This window comes from Desulfospira joergensenii DSM 10085 (assembly GCF_000420085.1).
Taxonomy (GTDB): domain Bacteria; phylum Desulfobacterota; class Desulfobacteria; order Desulfobacterales; family Desulfobacteraceae; genus Desulfospira; species Desulfospira joergensenii.
Genome location: NZ_ATUG01000001.1, coordinates 18,260 through 37,583 on the forward strand (window position 1 = coordinate 18,260; position 19,324 = coordinate 37,583).

Consider the following 19,324-nt stretch of genomic DNA (forward strand, 5'->3'; position numbering starts at 1 on the left):
CCTCATTGTCTTACTCCCACCTGATGGTTCGGGCCGAGGCGTCAACCTCCACCTTTCTGCCCATGACAAGGGAAAGGTTGCAGGGGCCGTGTCCCGATTTAAGTCCCATGAGTACCGGGATATTACAGGGTTCAAAGATCTCTGAAAAAATTTCAGGGATATACTCGGAATTCCTGCAATCCGCAAAGGAGCCGGCCACCAGGGCCCGGATCCCTTTAAAAAGGCCGGCCAGCCTCATCTGGGAGAGCATCCTGTCGATCTTATAAGCAGGCTCGCCCGTGTCCTCAAGGAATAAAACCGCTCCGCTGAAATCAGGCGGATACGGGGTTCCGATCATGTGGACCAGGGTGGCCAGGTTGCCGCCTTTGAGTATCCCCCCTGCCCTGCCCGGCGCCAGACAGATTCCCTGTTCCAGTTCAATATCCAGGGGTTGATTGGACAGGGCCCGGACAAAAGAGGACAGGGTCTGGGAAGAGGCATCTGCCAGGGAAACCAGATTCGGCCCGTGGATCCCGGCAAGTCCGGCCCTCTGGATCAGGCTGTTCAGCAGGGCCGTGACATCGGAGAAACCGATAACCGGCTTGGGATGAGCCTGAATGCTTTTCCAGTCCAGATACTCGAGCATTCTCATGGATCCGAATCCCCCCCGGGCAGCGATAATACCCTTGATGTCCGGAGCTTTGAACAGATCATTGAGGATACGGGCCCGAAGGGGGTCTTCCCCTGCCAGATACCTTTTTTTTTCAAAGACCCCCTCGGGTACATGGACCTTAAACCCAAGGTTCTCCAGGCGGGCTACCCCCTTTTCAAACCGGCCGGATTCAAACCGGGCCGAAGGAGCGGCCACCCCGATGGTATCCCCGGGTTTTACGGGTCGAAACTCTGGCATTTCAAGTTCTCCACATAAGGGTCAATGGGTTTCAGGCGTTTGAGTTCCCCGGCAAATAATCCTTTCTCACCGGAGAAAAGACCTCAATGGCCACACTGTTTTCCAGTATCTCGGCCCTGTGTTCCACATCCCCGCCAATGCACCAGGAATCGCCCGGACCGGCCTCAAAAGAGTCATCACCGATGTGGAGAATAATTTTTCCGGAAACCAGATAACCGGTCTGCTCCTGGGCATGGGAATGGGCCGGCAGGCTGGCCCCCTTGGTGAGTTCAAACCGGGCCAGCAGACTCTTTTCCCCATGGACCAGGGTCTTCATCCTGATTCCCTCGACCGGCTCGGCATAGCCTTGCCGGGTATGGGTTGCAAACATATATAAACCTCCCGTATCCGAATAATGTCCCTATTCCGCCTCTTCAAAACCTTTGCATGGGAAAGGCTGAACCCGACTATCTCACAAGTCGGCCTGCCACTCAAGCATGAAGAAAAAAAAGGACAGATGGGCGCCGGGAAGATATCCCCCATGGGACAAATGAATAAGAGGGGCTTTTCAACCTGTTTTCACTGAAAACTATGTCTTTTTTGCGGCTTGATTCATAATGTCTTATAATGTTCCAGAAGCGGGTTTTAGATTTTCTTCCCGTTGACAAACAAAATATCCTCATATAATTAGGTTAACCTGAGTCGCCAGATGCAAAACATCTGACGTTTTTTAGATTTTAATGGACAAGGCCGAGGTGCTGTTGTTCAAAGACATAAAAAGACATACCATTTTAATCTAGGAGAAAAACATGATCTATAAGTTATTTCCTTTCCTTTTGTGGTTTACGAACTACAACAAGGAAAAGCTCAGCGCAGACGTGATTGCCGGAATCACAGTGGCCATGGTTCTGATCCCTCAGTCAATGGCCTATGCCCAGCTGGCCGGCCTTCCCGCATACTTTGGTCTTTATGCGGCATTTCTGCCGCCCATGGTGGCCTCCCTTTTCGGATCCAGCCGCCAGCTGGCCACCGGTCCGGTGGCGATTGTTTCCCTGATGTCTGCCGCCTCCCTGGAACCCCTTGCCACCGCCGGAAGCTCCCAGTTCATCGCCTACTCCATTATCATGGCCCTTACCGTGGGAACCTTTCAGCTCTTTTTAGGCGTTTTCCGGCTCGGCCTGATGGTCAACCTGCTTTCCCATCCCGTGGTGAACGGATTTACCAATGCGGCCGCCATTGTCATTGCCTCTTCCCAGTTTTCAAAGTTGTTCGGTGTCTATGTGGACAAGGCCCCCCACCACTACCAGACCATCATCAATGTCTGCAAGTCCGCCCTGCACTATACCCATCTGCCAACCCTGGCCATAGGCATTCTGGCCATTACCATCATGGTGGTTCTCAAGCGGGTGAACCCGAGAATTCCCAATGTGCTTGTGGCCGTGGCCGTCACCATTTTGATATCCAAGTTCACCGGGTTCAACAACGACACCTTTGTCCCTGTTGACCGGATCAAGGATGCCAGGATCGTGGAGGCCATTTCCCTGTTCAATGGGGACATAAAGGCCATAAAAGAACTGGGGACTCTTCGGGCAAACCTGAACAACGATCTTGCCGCCGTGAAAAAAGAAGAAAAAGAACACGGGGTGCACATTGCATCGATAAAAGAACTGGACATTGAGCATGAACTGGCCCTGCTCCAGGCCAGGATCGAACAGCTCAAGGGAGCGGCCCACATCAAGCGCGAAAACCTGAGACTGATCCACTTTTCCCTGCCTAAAGATGCCGGAGAATCCCCTGTTTTCTATACGGATGCCACATTACCGGAAGGTCTTGAAACCGACGGCCGCAAATGGCGGCTCAAGATTTCCAACAAGACCCTGGACACAGCTAACCTGAAGATGATCGGTGCCGGAGCCATAGTGGGCGAGATCCCCAAGGGATTGAAAATCGGCATCCCCAAGGCCCCTGAAAACACATCTTACCTGGCCGCTTTTTTACAGCTTCTCCCCTTTGCCGTGATCATTTCCCTGCTGGGGTTTATGGAGGCCATTGCCATTGCCAAATCCATGGCAGCCAAAACCGGACAGAAACTGGATCCCAACCAGGAACTCATCGGCCAGGGGCTGGCCAATATTATCGGTGCCTTTGGCCAGAGCTATGCCGTATCCGGCTCTTTTTCCCGGTCCGCCGTCAACCTCCAGGCCAATGCGGTGAGCGGAGTCTCCTCGGTGGTCACCAGTATCATGGTCGCGCTGACCCTGCTCTTTTTTACCCCCCTTCTCTTTCACCTGCCCCAGGCCGTTCTTGCCGCCGTCATCATGATGGCCGTGATCGGGCTTGTTAACACATCCGGGTTTATCCATGCCTGGAAGGCCAAGAAATCAGAGGGCATCATCTCGGTGATCTCCTTTGTCTGCACCCTCTACTTTGCCCCCCATCTGGATAAAGGCATCATGGTCGGTGTGGGCCTGACCTTTGCCCTATTTATCTACAAACACTTAAGGCCCCGGGTGGCCCTGCTCTCCAGAGCCAAGGACCAAAGCCTGAAGGACGCATTAAAAGCGGGACTCAGGGAATGCCGCCACATTGCCGTGGTCCGGTTCGACGGCTCTTTGATCTTTACCAATGCCACCTACCTGGAAGACAAGGTCCTGGAGTATATTGCAGACAAGCCCGATCTGAGACATATTCTGATCGCCTCCAGGGGGATCAATGATATTGATGCTTCTGGCGAGGACGCCATTTCCATTCTCATTGATACGGTGAGAAGCTCTGGAAGGGAAATCTCCTTCTGCGGGGTAAAGGAAGAGGTCATGGCCGTGATGGAAAGAACCCATCTCATCGATAAACTGGGACGGGACAATATCTATCCGGATTCCCGGGCAGCCCTTGAATCCATTTACCAGCAGATCCACTCCAAGGGTGACTGCGGAGACTGCCCCCTGAAAAGCTATATGCCGGTGGAAATCCAGGGGTGATCTTCTCCTGCTGGATTAATCCGTAATCCTGTTTGCAGAGACCGCGGCCTTTCAAGGAGATTCCTTGAAAGGCCGCCTTTTTTTTTATCAAATCACAGCCTCTGTGGATGAAAACCCAATCACCGGAAAGGTGATGGTGAAACAGGAACCCGAACCTTCTTCGCTGGTCACGGTGAGCTTTCCTCCGTGCCTGGCGATAATTCCCTGGGATACACTTAATCCAAGCCCTGTTCCCTTGCCCTTCTCTTTGGTGGTAAAAAAGGGATCAAACACGGAAGACAGAATGTGCTTGGGGATGCCGTGACCATAGTCGATCACGCTGACCTTGACCGTATCTCCCTTTTCCCCGACCCTTCCCAGAATCTGGATTTTTCCCCCTTTTGGGGAGGCATCCACTGCGTTGAGCAGAAGATTCACGAACACCTGTTCCAGTTTTTGCCGGTCTCCCTGGATCTTGGGCAGGTTGTCGGTAAACTTGAGATCCACCAGGATTCCTGAAAAACGGAGCTGGTTTTCCAAAAGTTTAACCGTATTCTTTACCAGGTTGGACAGGTTCAGGGATTCCATGGTCGAACTGCTCTCCCTGGCAAAATCAAGGAGATTCCGGATGATTTTCTTGGACCGGTCCGTCTCCTCGACAACGTCCCGGAGCATGTCAACGGCTTCCTCCCTGGATAAATTGTCGTAGTCTTCCAGGAGCATGTGGGCGGTGAGCATGATATTGTTGAGGGGATTGTTCAGTTCATGGGCCACCCCGGCGGTCAGGGTTCCCACGGCTTTCAGCTTATGGGTCTGGATCAGGACCGCTTCCCTGGCGTCTATTTCCCGGATCATATCGTTGATGGCCAGGGCCAGATCTGTAAACTCGTCCCTAAAATCCCTCTGGGGCACAATGGGGCTGAAATCCCCGGCGGCGATCCGTTTGGCATAGGCGGCAAACCGGTTCAGGGTCCTGTAAATCCGCTTGACCAGAAGCGAAGTGTTGATGGCCAGAAAGATGAGCAGCCCCAGGATGGAGAGCATATGAATGTACCTGGACCGGCTGAGGGTCTTTTCCAGGGCCTGCTTTTCAATGCTCATCATGGTCTGGGCCGATGTCAGGATCTCCTTGCCCCGGTCCCTGAGCTGGAGTTCGATTTTTTTGGAAAAGTCTGATGTATGGATCCCGGACTCTCCCTGTTGTTCCCGTTGAAAAAGCTGATCCAGAAGAGATTCATAGGATCCGATCTTGGTCAGAATCTCCCTGCGGGCATGCTGCCCGCCCAGGAGCTTTGAAAACCGGTCCGACTCTGAGGTGAAAATGGATTCAGCCAGGTGAATATTTTCAATGGCATCGTTGAGATTGGTGCCGTAAAGAAAATAATTTTTCTCATACCGCCGGGCCTGCTGGATTTCAGAGGCAAAGTCATTGACGAATTCCAGAAATTCCAACCGCTTCTCAACCTGATCATTGTTCACCACCACCACCACCACCATGATCAGGGCCAGGATAAAGACCATGACATTGCCCATGTAAATCTGGTTGCGTACACTGAAATGACGCCGGGCCAGCAAGGTTTCCTGGGCTTTTTTGATCTCTTCCATACGGCCGTACACCGCCCGGGTGTTTTCCTGAATATCCGGATCTTCCATGGCCGGATCGGTATTTTCATACCCCAGAAATTTCAAAATCTTATCCTTGGGTCCCCGGGGCCGGATCGATATCCATCCCCAGGGCCTTGGCCGCCTTTGCAATGACAGCCCTCAGGTCATCGGGTTTAAACGGCTTGGCAATGAAATCAAAGGCTCCTTTTTCCATGGCATCCCTGGCAAGGGATATCATGGCATATCCCGTGATCATGATCACCTTTGTCCTCGGGGATTTTTCATGGACCAGATCCATCACCTGCATGCCGTCCATTTCATCCATATAAATATCCGTGACAACGATATCAAAGGTTTTTTCCTGGATTCGGGCCACGGCGAGCTGGGGATCTAAAAAGACCTCTACCTTGCAGCCGATTTTTTCAAGGGCAGGTTTGAGTCGTTTCCCCACAATGGCTTCATCATCCAACAAAAGAATTTCAAGAGGGCTGGACATTGGAATCTCCTTTTTTCTTTACAGTTTTCTTATCACATTCATTCCCGGACAACAATCGGCCGAGCCAAAAGGTCTGCTGCCTTTTTGATCAGCGGAAACTGGTCGAGGCTTCCGTCAGTATATCTTTGTTCCAGTGAACTTCAAGATACCCGATACCCTCTATTTTTTCCGAGATGCGTTTGATGGCCTCAATTTTTTTGGTTTTTTCCCGTTTAACCGAAGTTGTGGTTACCACCACCGTACCATTGTCGGCAGTGACGCGGATATCGGTCAGGGTCTTGAGCAGGGCATTTCTTACCCGGGCCGCAAGGGCCATGTCCGACAGGGTGTTTTTAGAATAGGTCATGGCCTTGAACCGGGGATACCCCAGGGTGGTCACCAGGGTTTCAATGACTTCCTCCTCCTGGATCTGCTCCAGGTTGATGACCATGTCATAGAGATCCGCATCGCTCTGTTTCCGGTTAAAGGCAGCCATGGACCACTTATCCTTTTTGCCAGTCTCGTCTGCAATCATTTTTTTACGAACTTGGCCGGATTTGCCGGAGTTTTCCTTTGGAGATCCCGTGTTGAGATTACCGATAAGCTTGACCTTCAGCACATGGGATACCACCATCACATAGAGATGGGCCCCAAGACCCCAGCAGACCCAGTCATCCTCCAGAAGCTTCCCAAGAACCTCCATCTCCACACAGGAAAGAAAATAGTTCCATGTTTTTTCCGGCATCCGCTTCAGCAGGGACGGGGTATTGTCCATGGCATGGGCCAATTTTTTAGGGTCAAGGCCATGGGTATTTGCAACCTCCTCCAGAAACTCCCGATTTAAGGCCTTATATCCCAGACGCCGGGCTGTTTTCCGGGCGATCTCGGTCTCGATTTCTTCATTGTCCGATGTTAAAATTAAAACTGGCATGGGTTTCCTCCTTTTTTTCAGACCCTTTGCATGGTCAAAGGGACGAGTCTATACAGCATCAGCAGGCATGGGAAGCCCCGTATGGACTTCCAGGTTGTGTACACCTTTGTTTTCCTGCTGAAATGCTTGCAGGCATTTTTTAAACTTTGAGGTTTGTGAGTCCCCTTCCCTGGCATATACCAGGATATTTCCATACTCACAGGTCACACCGGCTTCGGGAAAACTCTCCACCAGCACTGCCTTCAGATTACAGGCCAGAAGAAGATCCTGGGTCTGTTGCTTGCACTCCGGGGTCGGTTCAAAGGGTTTTTTCAGGGCTCCCTGGCAGATCAGGTCCACGGCATCCTCCAGGGAGAACTTATCGATACAGACCACGAGATCGTACAGGGTGGAGTTGGTGGGGTCTGCATGATAAATTTTCTGGGTCCATTTTTTTCTGTGTTCATCATCCTCCAGTATTTTTGTTCTGGCCTGAACTTCGGACAGCCCCTCCTGGATCTTCCGCTGCACCCGGCTCTTGAGACTGGCCGTCAGCCGGACACGGAAAACATGGGGCAGGCGGTTCAACAGCAGATGACCGGCCAGACCGTGGTAGACGATATTCCCCTTGGCTACCCTTTCGATCAGGGTGGCCCGGATATAGGCCAGATAGATCTCCTTGGTATGGCGGTACTGCTCAAAAATTCCAGGTGCATCATGGATGGCCTTTTCAAGTTTCTTTCTGGGGATCTTGAATCGGTCACTGGTTGCAAACAAAAGATCCCGGCTTATGATATCAAATTCAAGCTTCTCAGCCACCTTTTCTGCCACAAATTTTCCCATGGAATAGGTCCCGCGGGAGATGGTAATTATTGCCATTGATTCTGCTCCTTATTAAATCCCGTAAATCAAGGTTATCATTGCAATCATCACCACCAGAAAGAGGATGCTGACCAGGGTACCGGCCTTGATAAAGTCGATGGTCCGGTACCGGCCCGGTCCCATGTAAAGGGCGTTGACCTGGTGGGTGGGAAGAACAAAAGAATTGCTGGTGGCAAGGCCGACAACCAGGGCGGCCATCCTGGGATCGGCATGGGCCGCGATGGCCATGTTCACCACCAGGGGCACCAGGAGAACCGTGGCCCCCACATTGGAGATGACCAGGGTAAACAGGGTGGAAAGGATGCCGATCACCGTCAATAAAACAATGGGCGGCACATCCCCGATGATATTGAGGATGGTGCCTGCAATCCAGGCCGCGGTTCCGGTCTTTTCCGTTGCAATACCCAGGGGAATAAGCCCTGCCAGAAGAAAAATGGTCCGCCAGTCAACGGACTGGTAGGCCTCGTCAATGCTCAAAACCTTTGTCAGAATCATGCCGAGGGCTCCGGACATCAGAGCAACGGACAACTGAATGTGAAATCCCATGATCATAACCAGGGAAAGGACCAGCCACCCGCCGGCCCAAAGGGCCTTTTCCGGCCGCATCTCCTCCAGGTCCGAGGGAAGGCTGAACAAAAGCCCTCCTTCCCGGTGCAGGGCTTCCATACGGTCCCAGGTTCCGTAGAATACGATCACATCCCCTGTCTGCAGGACAATATCATCCAGCTTGGCCCGGAAAATTTCATCCTGGCGGTGAATGGTCAGCGGAGTGATCCGGAACCGGTCATTGAACATATTCTCCCCCAGGGTCCGCCCGATATAATTGGACCTGGGGGCGATGACGGCTTCGACGATCCCGGAGTTGGCCGGATCAAACTCCTGTGAGTAGGATTCAATGTCGTCCTTGAGAAGCATCTCCATGTCCTTGACCATCCGTTTGATGTCTGTCCCGGATCCCCAGACCACCATGTCCACATTGGAACGGATCTCGGAATCCAATCCCGGGGAGAGGGTTTTAAACTCCGGCGGTTCCGTCAGGGCAACGGTATGGACCAGATACCGGCGGCCAATATCCCCCACACGGACCGTATCCCGGTAGTGGGTAAAATCCTCAGCGGTTTTTAATTCAAAAAAGCAGTTTTCATCGCTCCCCGATCCATCTGCCCCATCCAGGCTGCAGGTATTTTTATCCTCATCGGTTTCAGATACTTCCCCCTGGGGGAGGATGAACCGACCCAGGAGAATGAAACAGAAAATCCCGCTCGCCACCAGGGCAAGCCCGATGGGGGTCACGTCAAAAAGACCAAAGGGTTCAAGGTTGAACGGGATCAAAAGATCGTTCAATAAAATCAGAGGGGAGCAGCCCACCAGGGTAATGGTTCCGCCCAGGATAGCGCTGAACCCCACGGGCATGAGCAGCCGGCTGAGAGGAATGTTCTGCATTTTGCTGATGCGCTGGATGGCCGGCAGGAAAAGGGCTGCAGCCCCGATATTCTGCATAAAACTTGAAATAATGGCCACGGTAAATGAGATGGCCACGATGATCCGGGAGGTGCTTTTCCCGGCAATGGCCAGGACCGGTTTTACCAGTTTGTTGATCATCCCGGTCTTGTCTAAACCTGCGCCGATGATAATCACCGCAATGATGGAAACCACGGCGTTGGAACTCAATCCCACAAAGGCTTCCTTCGGCGTGACCAGCCCCAGAAGCGGAAGACAGACCATCATCATTATTGCTACCACGTCCACCCTGACCCACTCCACGATGAAAAGGAAAATGGCCAGGGCAATCATCAGAAGAACCCATATCATATCCGGTGTCAGTTGTTCCATAGTCTCTCCATGTTCAAGATTTTCTACATATAAACTGCTATTGTCATGCGGAAGGGCATCCCCCTTTTTCCCCGCTTAATGCTTATTTTTTTTCCGCCGGCTGAGTGTTAGAAGGGGACATTCAAGACCGGATGAAAGATTTTTGAGCCAGTGCCTGCCCCTGGATTTTCCCGACGTGGAAAAATCCTGGCCGCTTCCCCAGACAATGGCCTGAAAGGACGGCCTGTCGGCCAGGAACTTGAGCAGTTCCTGGGACGGATCACCGATTTTCAGGGCGGAGCTGGTTTCAAGACCTTTCTGAATAAAGGTTTCCGTCAATTCTGCCAGTCGTTTCCCGACCCGGGCCTCAATCTTGTGAAGTGCATTTCTTTTGGCGCCGATACCATCCTGTGTTGAAAAAGACATGGCCACCAGCATGAGGAATGTTACCTTGGCGTCTGTGCGCAGGGCATATTCCCTGGCGTAAATCAATGCACCGGGATAAACCTTTTCATTTTCAAAAATCACCAGCACTTCATTTTTCATTGAATCTTCCTTTCCCTGGGTTGAGATTACAAGATCCGTGCCGGAAATAATTAAGATATAAGTATCTGATTTTATGCTATTTCAATGAAACAGAGCCCCGCTGGAAGATCAATTTGTTGCACAATGCAACCCGGATGAACATCCAGGCAAGGACTGGCCCGTCCATGGCAGAGAAAAAGATGTTGCAAAATTCAACAGAGATGTTGCGATTTCGAACGTCTCAGTCCAAGCCGAATTTTTTGATTTTCCGCCAGAGGGAGGCCCGGTCGATCCCCAGGATCTGGGCGATTCTGGTCCGGGTATGGTGGGTATTTCTCAAAAGATGGGAAATATAGTCTTTTTCCAGCTCCGCCAGGGTCATCATATGATCCCTGGGTCGCTGGTAGGCATGGAGTTCAAGGTCTGTCAGATCCGGGGGCAGATCGCAGGCCCGGATATCCTGGCCCGTTGAAATGGCGGCCGCCCGCTCCAAAATATTTTCAAGCTCTCTTACATTTCCGGGAAATACGTAATTTTCCAATAAAGACATGGCCCGGCTTGAAATTCTACGGATCTGATTGCCCTGTCTTTGGTTGAGCCGGTTTAGAATATGGTAGGCCAGCAGGGGAATATCTTCCGGCCGTTCCTTGAGACCGGGCAGTTCAATGTTTACCACATTGATGCGATAAAACATGTCTTTTCTGAACCCGCCGGCTTCGACCTCGGCTTTCAGGTCTTTGGCCGTTGCAGAGATCACCCGGACATCAAAGGAGACAGCGTTGTTGCCTCCCACCCGGATCAGTTCTTTTTCCTGAAGGGCGCGCAAGAGCTTTACCTGCATGGAATGGGGCATTTCCCCGATTTCATCCAGAAGAATGGTTCCCTTGTCCGCAGATTCCAGCAGCCCCGGGTGGGTGGCAACCGCTCCGGTAAAGGCCCCTTTTTCATGTCCGAACAATTCATTGTCCAGAAGGGTTTCCGTGAAGGCTCCGCAGTTAACCGCGACAAAGGGCCCTTTGGATCGGGAGCTTGCCGCATGGATGAGCTTTGCCACCAGTTCTTTTCCGCTGCCCGAGTCCCCGGTGATCAGGACGTTGCAGTCTGTCGGGGCGATCTGTTGAACCAGATTTTCAATTTCCTTTATTTTGGGGCTGTTTCCGATGATCACCGGTATGTCTGCAGAATCGCTTTTCAGGTCCTCCAGTATCCCTTTTTCCTGTTGGCTGCCGATCCTTTCCAGGGTCTTTTTGACCGCTTTAAGAAAGGCTTCCGGGGTAAAGGGCTTTTCAAGATAATCGGTTGCCCCCTCCCGGGTGGCTTCAACAGCGTGTCCGATACTGGCATACCCGGTCATCAAGATGACATCGGTTCCGGGAAACCGGGTCTTGACGGTAATCATCAGATCCATGCCGTCCATACCCGCCATTTTCACGTCTGTCACAACCAGGTGATAGGCGTTTTTTTCCATGTGTTTCAGGGCCCGGACCGGGTCTGAATAGGAAGATACCCCATATCCCTGACGCTCCAGCAATTGCCTCAGCCGTTTGAGGGTAACCGGATCATCATCTATGATCATGATCTTGAATATCATATAAAGCCCTTTTTATATCACCGCAATCCTTTAGGGCTGGATACGAATGGAAGGATACAAGCCTTCTTTTTCTCCGGTGGGATATGGCTGGAGTGTGTTAAAGGAGATCTGCTGTCCTTCCTGGGCATGCCCTCTTAGCTCGTGATCATAATCACAATAGGCGCCGTTGGCCTCCAGGATATGCTCGATTCTGTTGCTGAAGCCTTCCACAAAGGTCTTTCCGTCTCCGGCAAACCGCATAGAACCGGAACTATAATCCCCGTCAAACTCGGAAAAGAACTCAATGGGAAGGGTATTGGTCTTCAGGTCCTTTTCACAGGTGATATATCCCCAGACTAGACACTTGTCCGGGATGGTCAAGGGCTCTTCGATATCGATGATGGTATGGGGCATGACAATACATTTCTTGCCTATAGCAAGCTTTGCATCTTCCTTTCCGTGGAGAAAGGAATTAAACCCGACAAAGGTCTTCTGGCCGATCCGGGCGTTGATAATTTTTCCGCCGTGGGCCGTCACATTCATGCCCACAAGATGGGAATTGATGATAAAGGAATTCTCCTGGGCATTGGACCCGTTGCCCATATGGGCGTTATCCAGGTATGCCCGCTGGGAGATCAGTACATTTTCCCCGATCCGTGTCTGTCCCTTGATAACGGCGTACCGATTGACCGCCGAGCTTTCAGGCGCATCTATGGGCGGCAGGTCAACCACTTTAAAAAGGCGCTCGTATACGGGTTCCTTTTCCCGGACAAAATCATAAATCAGGCCCCGGGGCTGGAAAGACTCGTTCACACCGATATACTTGTCAATGACCTCTTTCTCATATTTATAGAGAAAGATGAAATCCTCGGACTCAATATGGATCACACCGGGATCGATCTTTTCATGGTAAAAATCACCGGCCTGGATATAGGAAAACTCTCCAATAATGCAGGAATGCAGGTTCATCAGGTCCACCGTTGAAAAGGCGCCCAGGAAACAACCTTCGGTGGTGGCTCCGTGGATATTGGCATAGTGGGCGGAAACCGTATTCCGGATGGTGAATTCCTCAGGTGTCTCTGGATTATGGGAGTTATTGTGAACCAATGTCTTGTAGAGCAGGCTCCCGTTGATCACGATGGTCTCGTCATCGACCAGGGGAAGGGGATTGGTATGGTCCATGATCTCCCCCTCGCGTTTGAGTTCATCTCCCCGGATATCGCTTTTATAGATGATGGACTGATTAACGGAACATTTGCCGAGGAAATAGCTTCCGGCCATGCTGGCATTGCGAAAATTAAAATCAATGGGATGAAAGGAGGTGATCCCGTAAAAACAATAAAATTTGGCAAGTTTCTCGTATTCTATGGTGCCCCGGATGAACCGGGATGTATCATATTCAAATTCTTTAAGGTTGGCATTGACCCTGGATATAATGCGATCATTCAACAGCTTGAGATTTTTCATGGACTCATCCCCCTGTTTCCGTATCTTTTAAAATTTATGGATATCTGTCTGTTTTTTCTCTTCATGGGAAACTTCATACCACAGGTCAAAATTCAGCACAACAGCCTTGTTTGCATCCCTTTGAAAATACAATCTGTTTGATAAATCCCACCTGAGATGTTAATAACCCCAAAGGATGACAAAAACAGGAACATCATAGGAAAATAATCCCCATGGTCCCTTGCCCCCAGATTATTGACGTCATGTCCCAAGGCCTTGACTTTACAAGGATGATGGATGAACTCCCCACGGGTGTCCTGATTCTGGATACCCACCGCAGGGTTGTTTTTCTGAACCGGTCTTTCCAGGCCCTTTCAGGATTTTCCCCCTCCATGGCCCGGGGGGTGCCCTGCCACCACATCCTGAGGGGGGGCGCCTGCATCTCCAGCTGCCCGGTCCTGGCCATGAAAGATGAGCCCAGATCCATTGTCAAAGAAACCGATATGATCAACCTGGACCGGCAGCAGCTGCCCATCCGGATGAATACCGCCCCCCTTTTTGCCGAAGACGGCCGGGTTATCGGATATATCGAAACCATCGATGATATCAGGAGTTCCCAAAAACCGGGACGGGCCGTGGGAGAGGCTTACAGCTTTTCCAATATCGTGGGCCGCAGTCCCCAGATGGAAAAAATATTTCAGACCCTGCCGATCCTGGCCCAGTCCGACGCCTCCATCCTGATTACCGGAGAAACCGGGACCGGAAAAGACCTGGTTGCCGAGGCCATCCACCAGACATCGGAAAGGGAGGCCGGCCCCTTCATAAAGATCAACTGCGGGGCCCTGCCGGAAACCCTTCTGGAGTCGGAGATCTTCGGCCACCAGAAAGGGGCTTTTACCGGGGCTGTGGAAAACAAACCCGGCCGGTTCAAACTGGCCCACAACGGATCCATTTTTTTAACCGAGATCGGGGATCTTCCCCTTCCCCTCCAGGTCAAGCTACTGACCTTTCTGGATGACAAGATCATTTTCCCCCTGGGCAGCACAAAAGGATTCAAGGCCAACGTCAGGATCATCGCCGCCACCCACAGGAACCTGGAACAGATGGTGGAACAGGGCCGGTTCAGAAAGGATCTCATGTTCCGACTCAACGTGGCCCGGATCCATTTGCCTCCCCTGCGGGAGCGGGAAGGCGACGTCCGTCTCTTAATCGACCACTTTCTGGTCTTTTACAGCCGGCAGCTGGATAAAAAGATCAACGGACTTTCCGATGAGGCCCTGGCTGTCCTCTTACACTACCCCTACGATGGCAATATCAGAGAATTGAAAAATATTGTGGAATACGCCGTCAACGTAACCACCGAGCCCTTCATTCACCCCCGGCACCTGCCGAGCTATCTGCTGGAGACGGCCGATCCCGGGAACCCGGGATTTCCGCAACCGGTTTCAGACCCGTTTACGGACAATCCCCATTTCCCCGGGGAGAGCCCCCTGGAAAAAAACCCACCGGCCCACCATACCTGGACCGATGTTCAAAAGGATATGATCATGAATGCCCTGCGCAAGGCCAAGGGCAGAAAAGGGGAAGCGGCAAAGCTTCTGGGCTGGGGAAGAAGTACCCTGTGGCGAAAGATGAAGCAGTTGAAACTGGATGAATGATCTTTTTTTCTATACAGATCTGAATCAATATGTTACATTCTGAAACATTCCATTAAAAGTAAGCAAAACAGGGAATTGCCGATGATCCACAAATTGACCATCCCCCTCTACCATGAAGAAATCTGCCCCAGATTCGACCTGGCACCGGAAGTCCTTTTCCTGCTGATCACAAAGGGAAACGTCATAGAGGAAAAACGGACCATTGCCCTGCCCAGGCCCTCGGCAGACGACCTTTGCCACATGCTGCTCTCGGAAAAGATCAACACCTTGATCTGCGGCGCCATCGAGGATGAATACTTCCAGTTCCTCAAATGGAAAAAGATCAAGATCTATGACTCTGTCTGCGGCAACTGGTCAAAGGCCTTTCATCTCTGGAGCAAGAAAAAGCTGACCTCCGGAGCAATTCTATCCCGAAGAATGGTTGAGGGGAAATATGTTTAAAAAATTGATCAATTCCCTGTTCCTGATCAATGGAAGTCCCCAGGAACACTACACCATCCTGAAACGAAACTTTATCATCGTCATGCTGGTGATCACCACCCTCCCCCTTGCCACCATGGTGATGATCAATTATTTTCAATACCGTTCCCATTTGAGAACCCAGATCATTTCCCCGCTCTATGCCATGGCGGAAAAAACCCGCCACTCCTTTGAGCTTTTTCTGGACCAGCACCTGGCTACCATCCGATTCATTTCCGCCACGTACAACTACGATGACCTCAACGACGAAAAGAACATCCGCAAGATCCTCATCTCCCTGAAAAAAGAATGGAGGGGCTTTGTGGATATCGGTCTCATCAACGGAGAGGGAACCCTGGTCAGTTATGCCGGACCTTACTCCCTTGTGGGTAAAAACTATTCAGAACAGATCTCCTTCCAGGAGACCCAGGTCAAAGGCAAATATATCTCCAACGTCTTCATGGGCCACAGAAAATATCCCCATATCGTCATTGCCGTTCAGCACCTGTCCGAATCAGGACAAAGCTGGATCATTCGGGCCACTGTGGATACGGACTTCTTTGACGCCCTGATCTCCAGTATGGGGCTGCCCCGGCTCACGGACGCTTTTCTGGTCAACCGGGAGGGAACCCTCCAGACAAACTCCCTCTATTTCGGCAACACCCTGGAAAACTGCAATATCTGCCTCCCCAGGATGACGCCCTCCGGGACTTCCCGGTTCAGGGAACTGAACGATCAGAAACAGGATTATATTATCGTATCTTCGGCATTTTCCATCGCAGATTACGTCCTTGTCATTGTTCAGCCCCAGTCCGTGGCACTCAAATCCTGGTATGCCCTGAAAACGGAGATGATCGTCATCTTTTTCATCAGCCTTTTCGTCATCATCTTTTCCATATTGAAAATGGCAACGGTCATGGTGAACAGAATCAGGACATCCGATGAAAACAGAGAAACCATGCTGGAAGAACTCCAGCATGCCCAGAAGTTGTCTTCCATCGGCAGGCTGGCCGCCGGCGTTGCCCATGAAATCAACAATCCCCTGGCCATTATCAATGAAAAAGCCGGACTGATGAGCGATCTGATCGACCTGTCAAAGGACTTTCACCAAAAAACAAAATTTTCAGGCCTGACCCAGTCCATCCTTGATTCCGTAAACAGATGCAGGACAATCACCCACCGGCTTTTAGGGTTTTCAAAACGCATCGACATCAAGATTGAAGAAATCGACATGAACAATATTATCCATGAAGTCCTGGCCTTCATGGAAAAGGATATTCTCTACCGGAAAATCGATATCAGTCTTAATTTATCGGAATCCCTGGTTTTGATCCAGTCCGACCACGGCCAGATCCAGCAGATCCTGATCAACCTTCTGAGCAATGCATTTGCAGCTGTTGAAGATTTGGGGCGGGTGGAAATCCAGACGGAAAACACTGTAGACAACGGTATCCGTGTAATCATCAGTGACAATGGATGCGGAATGCCCAAGGATGTTTTAAAAAATATCTTTGATCCCTTTTTCTCGACCAAGAAAGAAAAAGGGACCGGCCTGGGGCTTTCCATCACCTATGGAATCATAAAAAAACTCGGGGGTCAGATCAGCGTGGACAGCCAGCTGGGAAAAGGCTCGGTATTCACCTTTAATCTGCCTGAAAAACCCAACGACCTGGAGTCAACCAATGAATAAAAAACCACGGATTCTTTTGATCGACGATGAAATCGAATTCATTACAACCCTGGCCGAACGCCTGGAACTGAGAGGATACGATGTCGAGACTTCAGAAAGCGGGGAATCGGGCATTGACCTTATGGCCAAGTCTTCCTTTGATGTTGCCATTCTTGATCTCATGATGCCGGGACTCAACGGGATCGACACATTAAACCAGATCAAAAGGATTGATCCACGCCTTCCCGTCATTCTCCTGACCGGTCACGGCTCAACCAAGGAAGGAATGGAGGGCATGCGTATCGGTGCCTTTGACTTTTTAATGAAACCCCTGGATATCAACGAACTCCTGGACAGAATCAAACTGGCCCTGGAAAAAGGGACAAAGGAAATATAAAATGCCTCCAAAGGATCTTGCCCCGGAATTCATGGGAAAAGTGACCGCCTCCGTCACCCACGAAATCCAGAACGTTCTGGCGGTGATCAAGGAAAGCGCCGGGTTAATGGAAGACCTGACCCTGATGATGAACCGGAATGAAGGTGTTCCCGGAATGGAAGAAAAACTGGCCTCCTGCCTGGATACCATCAAGAAGCAGGCCTACCGGGGAGTCAGCCTGACTTCGAATCTCAATGCCTTTGCCCACTCTCCGGACAATCCCGTCTCCACCTTTAATCCAGTGGAAACCATCCAAAAACTGCTTGGGATATCAGAACGGATCTTCAAACTCAAAGGAACAACGATCTCCTTTTCAGGGCCGGATTCAGTTGCCTCCCTCACCACAGATCCCCTTGTCTTTCAAATGCTGATCTTTTCCTGCCTGGAATTTCTTGTAAAGAAGTTTTCCCCTGAAATCATCTCCGTGGAACTCAGGTCTGATGGCGGAAATACCATTGTCAATTTATCTGCCCCGGCAGACAAAGAGGAAAATATAGAACAGATGCCGATTCCGGAAAACATCAGCCGCACCTGCCAGATGCTTGGCGGAAGGGTTGAGATTACCGGCAATCCGGCCGGTATTGACCTAACTCTGTCCAACGCTCCCCGATAAATTGTTCTGATTTGTTCCATATTGATTCGTCTCTTCTGTTTCTATTTGTATCAATTTGTTTAAAGCTCGAGATATCGAATTCGTAACCAATTGAATTCAAATGTCATTTAATCGTTGGCACATCTATTGCTTTTAATCTGTTCAATGCGACAGATGAACAGCTAAAAACAGATAATCATAAATGGGAGGCGATCATGTCACTTATTACCATTACCAACGGCTTATACTCCAACGCGGACAACATTGTTCAGGGACTGGCTAAAAAAACCGGTTCCAGGATCATGACCGATGAAGAAATTCTTGAATTAACCCACAAAACCCATGATATCAAATTGACCGTCCTTCAAAAGGTGGTTCAGAGCAAGCCCATTGCCTTTAACGATTTCACCCATGAAAAAGAAAAAGGCCTGGCTTTTATCAAAAGGACCCTCTCGGAATGCGCTTCCCAGGGGGATCTGATTCTCCACGGCCTGCTCGGACACCTGATCCCCGAAGAGATCTCCCATGTGCTGAAAGTCTTGATAATCACGGACAAAAAAACCCGCATGACACAAGGTGTTGAAGAACACGGACTTTCAGAAAGCGAGGCCCAGAAAAACATTGACCTGTCCGACAAATACGCCATGCTCTGGACCAATTCCCTGTTCAAGAAAAAAGCCTGGGATCCCTCCCTTTACGATATGGTGATCGCCAGCGACAAACTGAGGGCGGATGAATCCGTGGACCTGATATCCAAAAACATTGAAAAACTTCTGTTCACCGAAGAAGACCTGATCAAAAAAGAACTGGAAGATTTCAAACTCATATCCGAAGTGGAGATCGCATTGAACCATATCGGCCAGGGACTTTCTGCAAGGGCAAAGGAAGGCCATGTTACGGTGACCATCGATAAAAAGGTCCTGATGCTCTCTAGTTTTCAACAGAAGATCGTCGAAACCGTTGAAAAAATCCCCGGTGTCCTGTCCGTGGAAACCAAAATCGGGAAGCACTACTATAAAGACACCATTGTCAGGCAGTACGAATTTGAAACCCCCCTGCGCATCCTTCTGGTGGATGATGAAAAAGAATTTGTCCACACCCTTTCCGAACGGTTAAAGATGCGCCAGTTCACCAGTGAAATCGTCTATAACGGCCAGGAGGCCCTTGACTTTACGGAAGCCGAAGATACCCAGGTCATGGTACTGGATCTTAAAATGCCCGGCATAGACGGCGTGGAGGTTCTCAAGAGGATCAAGCAGACCCAGCCGGATATTGAGGTCATTATCCTGACCGGACACGGAACGGAAAAAGACAAAAAGACCTGCCTGGAAATGGGAGCCTTTGCCTACCTCCAGAAACCTGCCGACATTGACCTGCTCACTGAAACCATGAAAAAGGCCCATGCCAAGATCCTTGAAAGGGAAAATACGCCGACCGCCTAGGAAATTTCGGTTGGTTTA

At 50.7% G+C, this 19,324-nt stretch carries 17 protein-coding genes; 7 read left to right on the forward strand and 10 right to left on the reverse strand.

The annotated features are described in order from the left end of the window. Positions 1 to 10: 10 nt before the first annotated feature. Together F608_RS0100100 and F608_RS0100105 are read right to left on the reverse strand one after the other, a co-directional pair. A complete protein-coding gene (locus tag F608_RS0100100; protein WP_022663574.1) occupies positions 11 to 889 on the reverse strand; it encodes a S66 peptidase family protein in 879 nt (292 codons plus the stop codon). 31 nt (positions 890 to 920) lie between these two features. Continuing rightward, positions 921 to 1,259, reverse strand: coding sequence for a cupin domain-containing protein (locus F608_RS0100105; protein WP_022663575.1), 339 nt, complete (start codon positions 1,257 to 1,259; stop codon positions 921 to 923). A 418-nt stretch (positions 1,260 to 1,677) separates the two neighbouring features. Between F608_RS0100105 and F608_RS0100110 the strand changes: the two genes are divergently transcribed. Continuing rightward, positions 1,678 to 3,846: a SulP family inorganic anion transporter gene (locus F608_RS0100110; RefSeq protein ID WP_022663577.1), complete on the forward strand. Its 2,169-nt coding sequence runs from the start codon at positions 1,678 to 1,680 to the stop codon at positions 3,844 to 3,846. Between the two features lie 87 nt (positions 3,847 to 3,933). Here the strand turns inward: F608_RS0100110 and F608_RS0100115 are convergent, their stop codons facing one another. The 8 genes from F608_RS0100115 to F608_RS0100150 all read right to left on the reverse strand — a co-directional run bounded on the left by F608_RS0100115 (position 3,934) and on the right by F608_RS0100150 (position 13,071). Continuing rightward, a complete protein-coding gene (locus tag F608_RS0100115; RefSeq protein WP_022663578.1) occupies positions 3,934 to 5,514 on the reverse strand; it encodes a sensor histidine kinase in 1,581 nt (526 codons plus the stop codon). 4 nt (positions 5,515 to 5,518) lie between these two features. Further along, the gene (locus F608_RS0100120) at positions 5,519 to 5,926 is read right to left on the reverse strand and encodes a response regulator (protein ID WP_022663579.1); all 408 of its coding nucleotides are present in this window, start codon (positions 5,924 to 5,926) and stop codon (positions 5,519 to 5,521) included. An 88-nt stretch (positions 5,927 to 6,014) separates the two neighbouring features. After that, positions 6,015 to 6,836, reverse strand: a complete 822-nt coding sequence (locus tag F608_RS0100125) for a cytidylate kinase-like family protein (protein WP_022663580.1) — start codon at positions 6,834 to 6,836, stop codon at positions 6,015 to 6,017. Between the two features lie 48 nt (positions 6,837 to 6,884). Next, positions 6,885 to 7,694, reverse strand: a complete 810-nt coding sequence (locus F608_RS0100130) for a cytidylate kinase-like family protein (protein ID WP_022663582.1) — start codon at positions 7,692 to 7,694, stop codon at positions 6,885 to 6,887. A gap of 15 nt (positions 7,695 to 7,709) precedes the next feature. Beyond that, positions 7,710 to 9,530, reverse strand: coding sequence for an SLC13 family permease (locus tag F608_RS0100135; RefSeq protein WP_022663583.1), 1,821 nt, complete (start codon positions 9,528 to 9,530; stop codon positions 7,710 to 7,712). Positions 9,531 to 9,605: 75 nt separating this feature from the next. Beyond that, the gene (locus F608_RS0100140) at positions 9,606 to 10,055 is read right to left on the reverse strand and encodes a universal stress protein (protein WP_022663584.1); all 450 of its coding nucleotides are present in this window, start codon (positions 10,053 to 10,055) and stop codon (positions 9,606 to 9,608) included. A 220-nt stretch (positions 10,056 to 10,275) separates the two neighbouring features. Beyond that, on the reverse strand, positions 10,276 to 11,625 hold the full coding sequence (locus F608_RS0100145) for a sigma-54-dependent transcriptional regulator (protein WP_022663585.1): 1,350 nt from the start codon (positions 11,623 to 11,625) through the stop codon (positions 10,276 to 10,278). Between the two features lie 30 nt (positions 11,626 to 11,655). Then, positions 11,656 to 13,071: a transferase gene (locus F608_RS0100150; protein WP_022663586.1), complete on the reverse strand. Its 1,416-nt coding sequence runs from the start codon at positions 13,069 to 13,071 to the stop codon at positions 11,656 to 11,658. A gap of 212 nt (positions 13,072 to 13,283) precedes the next feature. Here F608_RS0100150 and F608_RS0100160 point away from each other — a divergent pair, with 212 nt between their 5' ends. The 6 genes from F608_RS0100160 to F608_RS0100185 all read left to right on the forward strand — a co-directional run bounded on the left by F608_RS0100160 (position 13,284) and on the right by F608_RS0100185 (position 19,306). Next, positions 13,284 to 14,708, forward strand: coding sequence for a sigma-54 interaction domain-containing protein (locus F608_RS0100160; RefSeq protein ID WP_022663588.1), 1,425 nt, complete (start codon positions 13,284 to 13,286; stop codon positions 14,706 to 14,708). An 81-nt stretch (positions 14,709 to 14,789) separates the two neighbouring features. Next, entirely contained in the window at positions 14,790 to 15,149 is a 360-nt protein-coding gene (locus F608_RS0100165; RefSeq protein ID WP_022663589.1) for a NifB/NifX family molybdenum-iron cluster-binding protein, read from the forward strand. Further along, positions 15,142 to 16,857, forward strand: coding sequence for a sensor histidine kinase (locus F608_RS0100170; RefSeq protein WP_022663590.1), 1,716 nt, complete (start codon positions 15,142 to 15,144; stop codon positions 16,855 to 16,857). The genes F608_RS0100165 and F608_RS0100170 overlap by 8 nt, the downstream gene beginning before the upstream one ends. Further along, on the forward strand, positions 16,850 to 17,233 hold the full coding sequence (locus tag F608_RS0100175) for a response regulator (protein WP_022663591.1): 384 nt from the start codon (positions 16,850 to 16,852) through the stop codon (positions 17,231 to 17,233). Before F608_RS0100170 ends, F608_RS0100175 begins: the two co-directional genes overlap by 8 nt. 1 nt (position 17,234) lies before the next feature. After that, positions 17,235 to 17,885 carry a sensor histidine kinase gene (locus F608_RS0100180; RefSeq protein ID WP_022663592.1) on the forward strand — a complete coding sequence of 217 codons (651 nt, stop codon included), beginning with the start codon at positions 17,235 to 17,237 and terminating at the stop codon, positions 17,883 to 17,885. A 194-nt stretch (positions 17,886 to 18,079) separates the two neighbouring features. Continuing rightward, positions 18,080 to 19,306: a response regulator gene (locus F608_RS0100185; protein ID WP_022663593.1), complete on the forward strand. Its 1,227-nt coding sequence runs from the start codon at positions 18,080 to 18,082 to the stop codon at positions 19,304 to 19,306. The last annotated feature ends 18 nt before the right edge of the window (positions 19,307 to 19,324 follow it).